This window comes from Mucilaginibacter angelicae (assembly GCF_042434235.1).
In the GTDB taxonomy this organism is placed as follows: domain Bacteria; phylum Bacteroidota; class Bacteroidia; order Sphingobacteriales; family Sphingobacteriaceae; genus Mucilaginibacter; species Mucilaginibacter angelicae.
In genome coordinates, this window is record NZ_JBHLTS010000079.1 from 292,128 (window position 1) to 306,395 (window position 14,268).

Annotated in this window: 11 protein-coding genes; 3 read left to right on the forward strand and 8 right to left on the reverse strand. The window is 43.2% G+C overall.

Translation table 11 applies throughout. From position 1 onward, the window contains the following. Positions 1-13: 13 nt before the first annotated feature. On the reverse strand, positions 14-2,284 hold the full coding sequence (locus ACFFGT_RS31025; RefSeq protein ID WP_377026402.1) for an FG-GAP-like repeat-containing protein: 2,271 nt from the start codon (positions 2,282-2,284) through the stop codon (positions 14-16). A 336-nt stretch (positions 2,285-2,620) separates the two neighbouring features. On the opposite strand from ACFFGT_RS31025, the gene ACFFGT_RS31030 reads away from it, so the two are divergent. Then, on the forward strand, positions 2,621-2,902 hold the full coding sequence (locus ACFFGT_RS31030) for a DUF4242 domain-containing protein (protein ID WP_377026403.1): 282 nt from the start codon (positions 2,621-2,623) through the stop codon (positions 2,900-2,902). Between the two features lie 76 nt (positions 2,903-2,978). On the opposite strand, the gene ACFFGT_RS31035 is transcribed toward ACFFGT_RS31030, so the two are convergent. From ACFFGT_RS31035 to ACFFGT_RS31050, 4 genes are all read right to left on the reverse strand, one after another. Further along, complete coding sequence (locus tag ACFFGT_RS31035) at positions 2,979-4,073, reverse strand: phosphatidylinositol-specific phospholipase C1-like protein (protein WP_377026404.1); 1,095 nt, start codon at positions 4,071-4,073, stop codon at positions 2,979-2,981. A 76-nt stretch (positions 4,074-4,149) separates the two neighbouring features. After that, positions 4,150-5,778, reverse strand: coding sequence for a RagB/SusD family nutrient uptake outer membrane protein (locus ACFFGT_RS31040; RefSeq protein ID WP_377026405.1), 1,629 nt, complete (start codon positions 5,776-5,778; stop codon positions 4,150-4,152). Between the two features lie 20 nt (positions 5,779-5,798). Next, entirely contained in the window at positions 5,799-8,792 is a 2,994-nt protein-coding gene (locus tag ACFFGT_RS31045; RefSeq protein WP_377026406.1) for a SusC/RagA family TonB-linked outer membrane protein, read from the reverse strand. Positions 8,793-9,147: 355 nt separating this feature from the next. Beyond that, on the reverse strand, positions 9,148-9,765 hold the full coding sequence (locus ACFFGT_RS31050) for a hypothetical protein (RefSeq protein ID WP_377026407.1): 618 nt from the start codon (positions 9,763-9,765) through the stop codon (positions 9,148-9,150). Positions 9,766-10,139: 374 nt separating this feature from the next. Here ACFFGT_RS31050 and ACFFGT_RS31060 point away from each other — a divergent pair, with 374 nt between their 5' ends. After that, on the forward strand, positions 10,140-11,312 hold the full coding sequence (locus ACFFGT_RS31060; RefSeq protein ID WP_377026408.1) for an MFS transporter: 1,173 nt from the start codon (positions 10,140-10,142) through the stop codon (positions 11,310-11,312). A gap of 57 nt (positions 11,313-11,369) precedes the next feature. On the opposite strand, the gene ACFFGT_RS31065 is transcribed toward ACFFGT_RS31060, so the two are convergent. The 3 genes from ACFFGT_RS31065 to ACFFGT_RS31075 form a co-directional block, all read right to left on the reverse strand. Continuing rightward, positions 11,370-12,410, reverse strand: a complete 1,041-nt coding sequence (locus tag ACFFGT_RS31065; protein ID WP_377026409.1) for a DUF4097 family beta strand repeat-containing protein — start codon at positions 12,408-12,410, stop codon at positions 11,370-11,372. A 153-nt stretch (positions 12,411-12,563) separates the two neighbouring features. After that, a complete protein-coding gene (locus tag ACFFGT_RS31070; protein ID WP_377026410.1) occupies positions 12,564-12,947 on the reverse strand; it encodes a VOC family protein in 384 nt (127 codons plus the stop codon). Between the two features lie 59 nt (positions 12,948-13,006). Next, complete coding sequence (locus tag ACFFGT_RS31075; protein ID WP_377026411.1) at positions 13,007-13,492, reverse strand: peptide deformylase; 486 nt, start codon at positions 13,490-13,492, stop codon at positions 13,007-13,009. Between the two features lie 196 nt (positions 13,493-13,688). Between ACFFGT_RS31075 and ACFFGT_RS31080 the strand changes: the two genes are divergently transcribed. After that, positions 13,689-14,261, forward strand: a complete 573-nt coding sequence (locus ACFFGT_RS31080) for a Crp/Fnr family transcriptional regulator (RefSeq protein ID WP_377026412.1) — start codon at positions 13,689-13,691, stop codon at positions 14,259-14,261. Positions 14,262-14,268: the final 7 nt, after the last annotated feature.

Sequence of the window (14,268 nt, forward strand, 5' to 3'; positions counted from 1 at the left end):
CCCTACAATCAGTTTAATTTTTAACCTGCGCGGTTAACGATACCGGCAAACAAACCGTTGTTCCGCTTTTGATCTTAAACTCAAGCGGTTTCAGTTTTATGGGCTGAGGCACATTGTCGCCCTCGGTGATGTGTAAAAACTGGTTGGGTGTCACGTTCCTGAAATACTGTTTTTCTGCCGTTCCTGCCCATTTTATCTCTATTTCGGCAATTGATTTGGCCTGACCTATCCCTATTTCCTGCTGCAGGGGCGACGAGCCAAAACTGCCGCCCGAGTTTACATCTTTATAAACGCATCGTTTTACGCCATTTTCAATAATGATTAGCTTAATGCGACTGCCAATGGCGGCTTTGTTGGCTTTGGTGCCTTCCAGCTTCAGGCTGATCCAGTTATTGTTATTTTGACCAGGGTTTACATACAGCGGGTTAGCGTAGGAGTCGCCGTTATAGGTTCCGCCCATTTCGGCGTAAATGTCTTGTTTACCTACGTTCCTGAAATCGGCAAAGGCGATGCCGTGCCCTTTTTGCAGGTTGCCAACCCGTGCCGAAGTGGTTACATCGGCAAAGCGTTTGCCATCCATATTACGGAAAAGCTTATTGGGAACCAGCGACCGGAAATCGGGATTGCCTGTGCCGAAATACATGTCAGGGTAGCCGTCGTTATCAATATCGCCAAAGTTGCAGCCCATGGCAAACACTACTTTGGTGAGCCCGGCCTGATCGGTTATATCAGTAAAGGTGCCGTTTTTATTGTTCCTGAACAGGAAGATATTGCCGGCGCCCTTTACCGGTTTACCCAAAGCTTCGGCGGCTGCAAAGTAGCCCAATGTGGTGGTATAGCTTTTAAAATTGAAATTACAGGCCACAAGGTCAAGGTAACCATCATTGTTATAATCAAAAAACCAGGTGCCAAAGGTTGCGCTAACATTGCCTGCAAAACCTGCTTTATCGGTTACGTTTTCAAAGTTTACGTTTTGGCCGGGCTGTGTTGTGTTGTGCAGCAGGAATTTTTTCCCGTCGATACAGGATACAAAAATATCGGGTTTGCCATCGTTATCATAATCGCCGGATGTTACACCTTTTACAAACCCAAAAACATCACAATGGGCTTGTTCGGCTACGTTTACAAAGCCCTTGCCATGATCGTTGATGTACAGGGCGCATTTTTCAATGTCCTCAGGTGTTTTACTTTCATAACCTATGAAAACATCCAGCCAGCCATCGTTGTTAAAATCGGCCCAGGTGGCGGTTTGGGTAGAGTGATAAAAGAGCAGGCCTGCCGGTATAGTTACGTCGGTAAAAGTTCCGTCGCCATTGTTGCGGAGCAGGGAGCTTGGCTGGTTACCAAAACCCTTATCAAGCCAGGCACCCCTCAAAATAAAAATATCAGGCTTGCCATCGTTATTATAATCCGTTTGCTGCATGTTGAGGCCGCCGGTTATGCCTTTCAGTCCGCTGGTTGCTGTTATATCAGTAAAAGTACCATCCTTATTGTTCCTGAAATAATGCATGGCATCGTCAAAGCCCATGCCTGATGTTATGAGATCAATATAGCCGTCACCATCAAAGTCATCGGCAATAACACCGCCTGCTTTGTTGTTAACGCTTAAATTAAGACTGGGGCCTGCATCAACAAAAGGTTTTACTTTATAGCCGGTATCGGCGTTGAGGTTGGGGATAAGCAGATCATGGGGTACCCCCTGCGGATATTTGCCCAAAGTCATAAATGCTATATTCAGCAGCCATCTTGATTCAAGGTCATCAGGGTTGGCTTTCAGGATCTGTTCATAAACTTCAATGGCTTTGGTCGACCCTGTTTTAATTACATGGACACCCTCATCCCTGATTGGAAATACACATGATGAGCCGGTGTGGTTGAGCATGCAATTGTTACGCTCGCCAACGCGCATGTAGGCTATGGCTACCTCCGGCAGCATTTGTTTGCTCACTGCCGGGTCCATCCTGTCAATCAGGTTTTGGTATATCGATACTGCTTTTTCTTCCTGCCCAACCCTTACCAGTAAGGAAGCTTTTGCATAATTGAGGAAATTGATGTTACCCTGATCGGTAGCCGTACGCAGGTCCGAATCACAATGCAGCAGCTGGGCTTCGGGGCAATTAGCGTTCAGGTTACTAAAAGTCCGTTTACCTTCGCTGCTAAGGATCTTGATCATTTCCTCGTGTGATGAGCCTCCGCATGACGAAAATAGCCCTGCTGAAAAGGTCATCGCCATAAAAAATAAATAGCTTTTTATAGTGCTGATATAAATGTACTGCAAACGCATAATAGGGTTGAGCAAATGGTTTAAAATTGGTATATACAGGTTAACTGGTTTGTAAACATATCAAGCCAGGTTAAAATAGAAAAGCCCTGTTTTAAGCAGATATAAAAGTGCTGAATATAAAGTTAATATTTAGTATTAAGTGACATTGTAACATCTATGCGAGATTGAAACAATCCTAAAAGTTTTGCCAAAGAGATTTTTTAATGTGTATTTTTTTATGTATATATTTGATTTGTATAGTGTTATGCTGTTTGTTTGACGCTATTTTATCGATGGCGTCCTATAGCCATCCCTTACCTGGTAATCAAACCAATACTAACCCTTAAATTATAGATCATGAAAAAATTTGTTATTGAACGGGATTTGCCCGGAGCCGGTAACCTGTCGGCCGAAGAATTACAGGCAATTTCACAGGCGTCGTGTTCGGTTGTGAATGAATTGGGTAAGCCATATCATTGGATCCAGTCGTTTGTTACTGCCGATAAGATCTATTGCATCCACATTGCCGAAAGCGAGGATGTTGTTCGGGAGCATGCCATGAAGGGCGGCTTCCCGGTAACCAGCATTGCCGAAGTTAAAGCTATTATTGACCCAACAACAAGCACGGTGACGGTATAAGATTTCAATTGCTGAATAAAACAAAAGCGGCCCGGGTTTAAAATCCGGGCCGCTTTTGTTAATATATGTTTGTCGCTTATTTACTGGCCGAAACCGAAGAGGTTGTTTTAAACAGCGGGTTGGGTTTAAAATAAGTACCACCATCAAAACTGATCACATAATCAGATTTAAAGTGGGTGCTTTTTTTATAATAATCGGTACTGATTATCTGTGCGCCTGATTTTTGTGCTGCTACAAATGAGCTTTTATCATTGGCTCGGGCCTCTTCAGTATCAGAATCGGCGCGGGTGCGGATGATGTAACCTTTTTTAACCAGTTTTTGAATTGCTGCCAAATCTTTCTTCGCATCGTTCATGATATGGATAGCTGCTTCTGGTGTGCCCGGCATCGCGTCAGCAAACAGCACACGGCCTTTTAATGAAGGGTGACCGGCAATGTAGGCAGCCCTTTTTTCGCCCTTTTCATCAAGGATGAAAATGAACTTGCCTTTGGCTGCTTTCAGCGTTGGCCAGTTGTTATGCAATACGGCCGCCTCAAGGGTTTTGTACGTACCGCGTACATCATCCGGGGTAATTAAATATTGTTTACCCAGGTTGTCCAGGATTTCCTTATCCAGATCGGCAAAGGTTTTGGACGTGAATTTTTCAGGAACAGTAAATTCCGGTTTTTTTGAAGCCTCGTCCTTTGCGTTCATGGTAATGTAAATAGGGTTATGATCAGGATGCTCATCACTCCATTTCTTCAACTCCTGCAGGCAAAGCTTAAAGGTTGCGCAGTTACTGCGGAAATCGATATCCTGGATATGGAAAACTTTAAAGCCTGGCTCCTTCATTACGCCCTGTGTATCAAAAGCCGGTTGGCCCGGTACCCAATCCAATCCTTTCGGATGAGCATATTTACCACCTTTGGTATCGGCATAAACATCTATTTCCAACGCGTTCAGGCCTAAATTAAGCTGGTCGGTAAGGCCGATATGCTCGTAATCTATCTTGCTCATGCCAACAGAATCGCGCTTTTGCAAAAAACGGAACAACTTGGGGTTAATAGCCTGCTTATAGCTATTGTGCGATCCTATTACCTGGAAATGGTTCATGGGTTGATCGTCGGTATCATTTTTTAGTGTAAATACAGTAAGAACAATACCGGCAAGTAATCCGCCTATAATTTTCATTGTTTAATTGGTTTTATTGTTTAACAAATAAAAAGCGCAAAAGGCTTGCCTTTTGCGCTTTTTGAAGATTATATTATTAATAACCCGGGTTTTGTTTCAGGTTAGGATTTGTTTTTAATTCGGTTGATGGGATTGGGTATAACCTGCGGGTTGGATCAGTATTCATTTTCAGGTCATCCGTTTTGCCACCCATTACCGGTAGTGGATATTCCTTCTCGAATAAACCAAAACGGATCAGGTCATTACGGCGCCATGCTTCCCATGAAAGCTCACGTGCACGCTCGTCCAGTAAGCCATCCAAATCAATTGATGTGGCAGCCTGTGCGTGGGCACGGGTACGCAGTTTGTTTACCAGGGTAAGCGGAGTTTGTGCATCGCCGTTTATGGTAGTTGGAGCTGCTCCGCGCAATATGGCCTCTGCCTTCATCAGGTAGATATCAGCCAAACGGAATACCGGTACGTCATTGCTGTTTAAACGGGTTGCCTGGATAATGTTAACATCAGGGTAGTATTTGATGGAACGTACACCTTCTGATTGTGCATTAAGCACATCGTTACCCAAATCCATTGGTTTTAAGCCGGTAAGTATCAGGTCAGGTTTGATGTTGATCTGTGTATTTGCCGGAACGCCCGCGGTGCCCGTAGGATAGTAAACAGGTTGGTTGGTAAAGCCGCCAGTTCCATCAGGATAATATTGCGGACCGGCCAGCCATGTTTTGGTACGGTCGTCGCCAGGAATATTGAAACGGTTATAAAATTCGGGCGTAGTGCTCATTGCAATACTTAAACCCACATTAAAGCCGTATGCGTTAACCAGGTAGTAAAAGAAACCGAAACGGGTAAATTGGTTGCCCGGTATTTGCTGGTCATAAGGCACTGCAAATATGGTTTCATTAATGGCCGGGCCGTTGGTTGGCAAAAATATATCCCTGTATTTAGCATCCAGGAAGTAATTGGTGTTGGCCTGTACGCTATCGCACATGCTTACAGTTTCCTGGTAGCGGTTGGTACCGGTATATACACCCGAGTTCAGGTACATTTTTGCAAGCAGGGCAAATACCATGCCTTTTGTTGGGCGGCCGTATTGCGATACGTTTGTTGCAGCATTAGCGCTTTTGGCGGGTAATAATGGTAAAACGGCTTTAAGCTCGCTTTCAATAAAATCATACACTTTGGCACGCGGCTGATTGGTTGGCTGTGTAGTTACCGGGAAATCGGTAATGATAGGCACGTTGCCATACAAATCCATCATGAAGTAAAGGTAAAGGGCGCGCATTGCTTTAACTTCGGCAACAGAGGCTGCTTTTTTTGCTGCTGTTGACGACGATGCGTTGATAACAGTAATAATACGGTTACAGGTATTGATGCCACCAAAGCCCCATTGCCATACGCTGATAACGTTAGGGTGATCAAAAGTCCAGCTGTGGTAGTGTAACTGGCGATACTGGCCGCCGTCGTCAAAGTTACCGTCGCGGGCAGGTAGGATAGCCTCATCTGTAGACATATCCTGCATGCGCCAGTAAGGCACCGCGTAGCTTGATGACAGGTTGGAGTAAATGGTACCCAGCAATGCGGTATAATCGGCATCGGTAACCGGGAAGTTTGATTTTACGTATTGTGATTCAACAGGTACATCTAATTTTGTACATGAATATGTGCTCATGATCACAGCAATTGCGGCACATATAAAAAATATCTTTTTCATCTTTTGTCTTTCTGAGGTTTTTAGAATTGTGCAGTCATACCTAAGCTGAACGTGCGTGTTTTAGGATAAAAATCGCGGTTATCGATACCTGGGGTTAAGCCGCCGATGTTAACTTCGGGATCAACACCCCGGTATTTGGTGATGATGAAAATGTTGTTGCCCGAAGCATAGAAACGTAAGCTTTTAATAGCCTGGATATGCGGTTTAATGGTATAACCTAAAGTAGCGTTATCCAAACGCAGGTATGAACCGCTTTCAAGGAAACGGTCAGAGATCAGGTAGGCGTTGATATCCTTAAATGACTCACCTAAAGTAAACGTTGGGATATTCTGCAGTTTTGAGTCGGCAGGGTTGTTCAATGAGGCAAGGGTTGCGTTCAGGATCTTGTTGCCATAAACACCGCGTACCAGGAAGTTTAAGTCGAAGCCTTTATAGAAGAAACTGTTGCTCCAGCCGTAAATCAGTTTAGGTTGTGCATCGTATTTAATAAACTGATCGGTAGTAAGTGGTTGGGTAGCAGTTGTTGATCCATCGGCTTTTTGATAGGTACTTACGCCGTTAGCGTTTTTACCTAAATAATGCCACAGGTCAAAAGTACCGATAGCATATCCCGGCTGAATGATCTGGCTGTAGTTACCCGACTGGCCTTTACCGCCTAACTGGGCAGTTTGGATAAAATTAAGGCCAAACTGGCTGTTTGATAAGCTTTGTACAACGTTTTTGTTATGCGAAACGTTGAACGACGTACGCCAGGTAAAGGCCTGTGATTTTACAGGTACTGCGTTTATAACAACCTCGATACCGCTGTTTTTAATTTTACCTACGTTAGCAGTGTAGAATGGATAAAAATACAGTGTGGTTGATACCGGGTAGGTATAGATCAGATCGGATGTTTTCTTGATATAGTAATCAACCGAACCGGTGATGCGGTTGTTTAGGATGCCGAAATCCAAACCAATGTTGGTAGTTGCTGTACTTTCCCATTTCAAATCGGGGTTATCGTTACGTACCGGTCCAATAGGGTTAACAATGTTGCCATTGCTTAAAAACTTACCACCGCCCGGAGGAACGCCATAAATTAACCTTGCAGTAAAGGCGTCGAAACCTAAGCTGTTACCTGATACACCGTAACCAGCCCTTAATTTCAGGTCGCTGATAACTGGAATTGATTTGATGAAATCTTCGTTGATCAGTTTCCAGCCTGCCGAAACAGCCGGGAAGTAACCATGGCGCTGGTTAATACCAAATGCCGATGAACCGTCTTCCCTGAGTGAGGCCTGTAACAGGTATTTATCTGAAAATTCGTACTGACCACGAGCGTAGAATGATACGAACCTCAACGTTGAGATGTAGTTAGGGTTGAAAACTATTTGTGAAAGCTGGGTTGGGTTTGACAGTGCCAGGTAGTTGTATGTTAACGCATCATTTGAAAAACCTTGTGTTTGTACACCAAAGCCATCATTGTTACGGTCTTGCTGATAAGAATAACCGCCTAATAATTTCAGTGAATGTTTACCAAAAACACGATCGTAGTTAAAATAAGCTTCAACAACGTTGCTGGTATTAGTGTAAGCACTGCGTACAGCTACACCACCTGCGTTAACATATATGCCCGACTGGCTGGTAGAGTAGGTGTTAACGTTGTTTTGTTCTTTTTGAGTTGATCCTGACACCGTGAACTTTAAACCTTTTAATATGTCCACAGAGGCAAAACCATTGATCAGCGTTTTGTTATTCTCTGTTTTGGTAAAGTTGTTATTGATCAACGATAGTGGGTTTAAAGGGCCGCTGCCTGTACGGCTGTAGTTTTCTTTATAAGTACCGTCAGCGTTATAAGGACTAACTGTTGGCAGGTAGAATAAAATGCCCGATAATACCTGGCTTTGGAAGATATCGTTGTTTTTGGTAACACTGTTGGTAAGCGTGATACCCAGTTTTAAACGATCATTGAAAAAACGCTGATTGATATAACCTTTGTAAATTGTACGCTCAAGGCTGGTGTTTTTTAATATACCATTGTTTTTCATGTAGTTTACACTTGCGCCATACTCCGAATTGGTACCGGCGCCGCCATATGAAAGGTTATGGTTTTGAGAATAGCCGGTTCTTTCGGCCAGTTTTTGCCAGTTGGTATTTGAGCCATCGTCATCGGCGCTGCTTAATTTAGGCACGCCATTGTCGGTTAGGTATTTACGCAGCTGATCGCCGGTAAGTACGTCAATGTTTTTTGACACGTTTTCAACAGCACCATAAGCGCTGTAAGATAACCTGGTTTGCCCGGCTTTGGCCCTGCGGGTGGTAACAATGATTACACCGTTGGCAGCACGTGAACCGTAAATAGCAGTTGATGATGCATCTTTTAATACATCAATACTTTCGATATCGGCAGGTGCTAAAAGATCGATGGAAGCTCCTGGCACACCGTCAATTACATAAAACGGTTGCTGGGCAGCACCTTCACGCAGTGTTGACGGGCCCCTTAAAATAGTTGCGGGTTGTTTGTTTGGGTCACCGCTTTTGGTAATATTTAAACCGGCTACCTTGCCCTGCAATAACTCGGCAGGGGTAGTCAATACACCCTGGTTAAAGTCTTCGGCTTTAACAGAGGTGATTGCGCCTGTTACATCCTTGCGGCTTGATGTACCGTAACCAATAACTACAACATCTTTAAGCTGTTTGGTATCGGTTACCATAGTAACGTTAACTACTTTTTTGTCGCCAACAGTAACTTCTTTTGGCAGTGAACCTAAAAAGGTGAATTTGATCACGTCATCGGCCCCGCTTACTACAACCTGGTAAATACCGTTAGCTGAGGTTGAAGTGGCTTTGCCTGTGCTTTTTACAGTTACTACTACCCCTGGCAAAGGAAGATTGCTTTCATCTGTAACGGTACCTCTGATAGTACGTTCCTGGGCAAAAGCCGCTGATGAGGCTATAAGCATCAGCAGGAAAAGACAAAACGTTTTACTTGATTCAAAAAATAGCCGTAAAATAAATCTGTAGTTTTTTTTCATAGTTTTAATTAATGATGAACCCCTGTTTTAATAGATGCCCGGAGAAATTAGGAGGGCGATAATTGGTGCAAAGCAACGCTTGTTGTATTAGGAATAAATAAAGGAGCGGTTAATTTATCTATTAATTAAAAATTAGTCGTTTTGTAGTTGTTTTTTTATAGCGTATTGTGTTTCAGTAGATTGCTTGTTGTAAACGCAATCGCTCTGTTATCTTTAGGTTAATTTTGGTTAAACTATTTTATTTAAGCCCGACCGGGCGTTTTTATGATTGTGTCGTTTACACACTTAATTTATTAAAGGCAAGCGGGTAGGTACACGGTGGCGGGTGCAATAATTGAGAGAGGAAGTAAACAGCTTATCTGTATGCTAAGGAGATCATTGTATAGTGCTCGCTGGTTTGGATAGTGAACATGAACTCATCGTTTTCAAAGACCGTGCTACCGGGTTTACCATAAAGTACATTTCTGAAGTTATGATTTTCAAGATAGTCCTGGAATGAATGATCGCGCAGCACCGGACACATGTACAAGGTTTGGCCCATTCTGATGGCGATAGCTGTTTTTCGTTGTTTATTAACCCATCTGTCATTATCCTGGTTATAGGCCCATCCACTGTTGATTTTATTAAGTTCGGCGGTATAAACGCCGGGCCCTGCTTTCATAAGCAGGATCATATCGGCAGGGGTTAGATCTCTTTCTGCTGTGTTTATCTTGTTTTTGTGCCAGGAGTATAATCCCCCTAATATAATAGCAGTTATAATTAACAACCCGGGCCACAAGTAATTTCTACGTTTATTGGGTTCAATAAACTCTGGGTATTCGTTAGGAAACAGTTCGTGTTTAATTATAGCGAGATTCCGCTTCGCTTCGGCGCGGGCAACACCCTCAGCAATCAGTAAGGCTTCAATTTCCTGATCTGAATTGCCGTCGGCAATCATCCATTTTATCTGGTCGGTAACTTGCTGCTTATCCATTGGTTGCTGTGATGAGATTAGGTTGAGTTTTAAAACTCAAGATACATTTTTTTGTAAAAACAATATAGCTGGAAATAAAAGAGGGAATGGCGTTGCTTTAAAACACGAGCCACCTACGGAGCCATAGCATTTGCCCTTTCATTGCTATAAACACGATACTCCTAACGGAGTAATAAGGCCTAAATTGCAAAACTCCGGAGGAGTCCCGTGTTTATAGAATCTTTAAAATCGTAAAAGGCTCCGCAGGTGCCTCGTACAGATAGTTCATTTAAACTGGATTTCCCTGATAAAAGCGGTTTTCATTTTTTATAAAGCGTAGTTTATAATTATTATTGCGCGCCTTAATTTCAGCACAGCAACGTTTGGAAAAATCAATGAAGCGTATCCTTCCCGTAATTGTACTCTCCCAGTTTTTTTGCACTTCGTTGTGGTTTGCGGGTAACGCCGTTATGGGCGATATTGCCAAACAGCTGCAGCTTGAGCCATCATACCTCGCTTACTTAACAAGTGCTGTTCAGTTAGGGTTTATTACCGGTACCCTTGTTTTTGCTATTCTTGGTATAGCAGACAGGTTTTCGCCGGTGCGTGTGTTTTTTACTTGCGCACTTATTGCCGCTACCATCAACGCATTAGCATGTTTGCCTGGAACAGACGCTACTTTAATACTGGTATTAAGGTATACAACAGGGTTTTTCCTGGCAGGTATTTACCCGGTGGGCATGAAGATAGCATCAGATCATTATCCGCAGGGATTAGGAAAAGCCCTGGGCTTTTTGGTGGGGGCATTGGTTTTGGGCACATCGTTTCCGCACTTGCTTAAAAGCCTGATGGCGGCTTTGCCATGGCGTTACGTTATATTATCAACTTCTGTACTGGCGGCTTTGGGTGGATGTGCTATGATATTGCTTGTGCCCGATGGCCCTGCAAGAAAGTCGGGGGTTGTGCTGAGCCCAGCCGCGTTTTTGCAAAGCTTTGGCAACAGGCAATTCAGGGCGGCAGCCTTTGGTTACTTTGGGCATATGTGGGAACTGTACGCTTTTTGGGCTTTTGTGCCTGTAATGTTAACTGCCTACAATGTCCGGTTTGCAACCGCTGCTTTAAATGTTTCGCTGCTATCTTTTTTGATCATTGGTGTGGGGGCTTTGGCCTGTGTAGGAAGCGGTATTATATCGAAATATATGGGGGTGAAGAATGTGGCGGTTATTGCATTGACAATTTCCTGCGTATGCTGTTTGGTATCACCATTGTTTTTGTTTGCCGGTACGGCGTGGCTAATGATCGTGTTTTTGTTGATATGGAGTATTGCCGTTATAGCCGATTCGCCGTTGTTTTCAACATTGGTTGCACAAAATGCCGATCAGCAGTCAAAAGGTACTGCGCTCACTATCGTTAATTGTATTGGATTTGCTATCACCATTATAAGCATTCAACTGATTACTGCTTTACGAACAGTCGAAAACGCGCGATATATTTATATGATATTGGCAATTGGGCCGGTGTTGGGGTTGATAGCTTTGATAAGGAGAAGAAATGTTGGTGAAGAATAGAAATAAGAAAAGCTCTGATTTACAAACCAGAGCTTTTCTTATTTAGGTGTTAATTTCTTACTTAAATTTTAAATTAACGCTGCCACCCGATGCCTCGGCTTTAACCGGAATGCCGCCGCCGTTGTATTTGCCGTTAACGCGTTCCTTTTCCCATTGGCCGTTGAATTTAGCAAGAGATGATGGTGATACGCCTTCGCCTCTCAGATCGAGGTCATAACCCTGATTTAGTGGAAGCTCGATATCAACATTGCCAGCACTTGATTCCAGCTTAAGGTATTTGCCAACTTTAAGCATCTGGGCATACAAGCCGCCGCCGCTTGTTTCCGCGCTAACGCTGCCAGCTATGCGTTTAAGGTTGATACTTCCGCCCGATGTGCTGGTGATCAGCTCGCCGCTGATATTATTGCCGTCAACGCCGCCGCCGCTGGTTTCGGCATTGATAGTGCCTTTAAGGTTTTCTAATGTTATGCCGCCTCCGCTGGTTTCAAGCTTAATTTTACCGTTACAGTTTTTAGCCTCAATACCGCCGCCACTGGTTTCAAGCGAAATATCGTCGCCCGAGTTAGAAACATGGATCCCGCCGCCCGAAGTATTACCGCGGATGGTACCATAAAGCCTGTCGAGTTGTAAACCGCCACCGCTGGTGCTGAACTTTTCATTGCCTTTTAAATTATCAAGACCAATACCGCCGCCGCTGGTTTCCAGGTCGGTTGAGCATTGCTGAGGTACATAAATGCGGAATGAAATGCTCAGCGAGCTTCTCCAGTTAAAAAAATTTTGGTGTTTACTTTTAGCAATGGCTTTAACTTCATGCCCGTTAACCGAGATGTCAAGGGTATAATCTTTATCAAGGCGTTTTTTGATCTCTTCTTTTGAAAGCTCGCTGCCGTTGTTGCCTTTAACGTAAACTTCAACACGCGGTGCCTGTCCCGGCTGTCCGCTAACTACAATACCGCCGGCTGATGTACGTACTACAGCACTTGTAATAGCATCATTGGCTAATGATTTGGTAAGGTATAATGAACGGCTGTCGCCATCCTGCGCTGCCGCCACAGCAGTTTGCCCGGCAAGCAGAAGGAGTAAAATATAATTTTTCATAAAAGGGGTTTTAATGTGATACAGCTATGACCCTCCTTTACCCCTATACGTTACAGGTGTTTTAATATTTATTTAGACTTATGTATCAATTACCCGCTTCTTATCCCCGTTTTTTGTAGCGCTTACTATTGCAATAAAGCAGTAACTTTAAACTCAGCCCAGCAAATCCCATAAATTACCAAAAGGATCTTTAAAAACAGCAACTGTACCATAGGGTTCAACCCTGGGCTCATGTACGAAATTGATATGCTTATCCTGCATTGCGTGGTAGTCGCGCCAGAAATCATCGGTTCTTAAAAAAAGAAATACGCGGCCGCCCGTTTGCTGCCCTATGCTGCGTTGTTGCTCTTCACCTACAGCCTTTGCCAGCAATAAACTGCATTCTGATGAACCCTTCGGCCTTACCAAAACCCACCTTTTATTTTCATTGATCAGGGTGTCTTCAATCAGGTCGAAATTCAATTTCTCCGTATAAAATCGAATTGCTTCATCGTAGTTGGTTACGACTACTGTAATATGTGCTATAAATTGTTTCATAAGCAAGGGGAAAAGTTATGATTTAACGTACGGATCAACAGCTATAAAATCATATTACGTTACGGCCTCCATTTAAACGACATATTGTCGATAGCCCGCATAGTGCATAAAATGCCGTTTAAATGATCATGCTCATGCTGCATCAGTTCAGACAGGGCATCCGTCATTACCCATTGCTGTTGCTGCCAGTTTTCATCCAGATAATTTAGGGTGATGGTTTTATGCCTTTTAACTTTTACCAGCAGGTTGGGAAAGCTCATGCAATCGTCCCAAAGTTCAAAAAGCTGGTCGCTGGCATCCTGTATTTCGGGATTAATGAAAACCACGGGTTTATCAATGTTCATGTAAACGAGGCGCTTCATAATGCCCAACTGAGGGGCTGCTATAGCCCTGCCAAAATTATACTTCTGCCTGATTTCCTGCATCACATTGTGCATATCCTCAACCCAGCCGCTTACCAGCAGTAACTCACTTTTTAATACGGGCGGGCAAACCTGGTAAAGGCGTTCATCGCCAAGCAGCAAAATATCGTTCAGTATTTTCATTTAATAGTAAAAGTAAATTTAATTATCCCCGGGATAGCACTAACGCCTGTTAATTGAGTTAATTTTGTACTAACCAATAATGCCTGTTATTTTCTGAAATGGCGAAACTAAAATAAGCTGAAACCGTATAAACGAGAAAGTTAAACGTTGATTTACTTATTGAAATAAAGTTTTTTGTAGTTAGTTTTATAATACCATGCAGCCAAAAGAAATTTTAAAAGAACACGTAAGCAAAACCATCTCACTGACCGATGAACAGTTCGACTATTTCTTTTCGCACTTTACCTACAAAAAATTTAAAAAAGGGCAAACCATAATAGGCGAAGGTGATAAAGTAGACTGTGAGTATTTTGTGCTTTCGGGTTATTTGAAGTCGTTTTTTATTAATGACGACATGAAAATGTTTATCCTGCAGTTTGCCATGCCTACCTGGTGGGCTTCAGATTACAACGCGCTTTACAGCGGCGACCGCGCTACAGTTAATGTAGATTGTATTACAGATGCCGAAGTACTTTGCCTTACCAGCCAGGACCGCGAAAAGCTTTGCAATGAAATTCATGAGGGCGAGCACTTCTTTCGCTGGCGTACCAATAAAGGCTATGTAGCCACTCAAAAAAGGCTTCTATCGTTTATGAATAATGACGCCAAACATCGCTATGAAGAGTTGCTGGCGCAATATCCAACATTGTATAATATAGTTCCAAAACAACTAATAGCCTCATATTTAGGCGTTTCAAGAGAAACATTGAGTCGTTTGTATCATTCTTAAAATGTGA

Excerpts from the sequence above, each read along its gene's own strand:
- ACFFGT_RS31045 (WP_377026406.1), bottom strand. The coding sequence starts at position 8,792 with ATGAAAAAAAACTACAGATTTATTTTACGGCTATTTTTTGAATCAAGT.
- ACFFGT_RS31025 (WP_377026402.1), bottom strand. The coding sequence starts at position 2,284 with ATGCGTTTGCAGTACATTTATATCAGCACTATAAAAAGCTATTTATTT.
- ACFFGT_RS31035 (WP_377026404.1), bottom strand. The coding sequence starts at position 4,073 with ATGAAAATTATAGGCGGATTACTTGCCGGTATTGTTCTTACTGTATTT.
- ACFFGT_RS31050 (WP_377026407.1), bottom strand. The coding sequence starts at position 9,765 with ATGGATAAGCAGCAAGTTACCGACCAGATAAAATGGATGATTGCCGAC.
- ACFFGT_RS31075 (WP_377026411.1), bottom strand. The coding sequence starts at position 13,492 with ATGAAAATACTGAACGATATTTTGCTGCTTGGCGATGAACGCCTTTAC.
- ACFFGT_RS31065 (WP_377026409.1), bottom strand. The coding sequence starts at position 12,410 with ATGAAAAATTATATTTTACTCCTTCTGCTTGCCGGGCAAACTGCTGTG.
- ACFFGT_RS31060 (WP_377026408.1), top strand. The coding sequence starts at position 10,140 with ATGAAGCGTATCCTTCCCGTAATTGTACTCTCCCAGTTTTTTTGCACT.
- ACFFGT_RS31070 (WP_377026410.1), bottom strand. The coding sequence starts at position 12,947 with ATGAAACAATTTATAGCACATATTACAGTAGTCGTAACCAACTACGAT.
- ACFFGT_RS31030 (WP_377026403.1), top strand. The coding sequence starts at position 2,621 with ATGAAAAAATTTGTTATTGAACGGGATTTGCCCGGAGCCGGTAACCTG.
- ACFFGT_RS31040 (WP_377026405.1), bottom strand. The coding sequence starts at position 5,778 with ATGAAAAAGATATTTTTTATATGTGCCGCAATTGCTGTGATCATGAGC.
- ACFFGT_RS31080 (WP_377026412.1), top strand. The coding sequence starts at position 13,689 with ATGCAGCCAAAAGAAATTTTAAAAGAACACGTAAGCAAAACCATCTCA.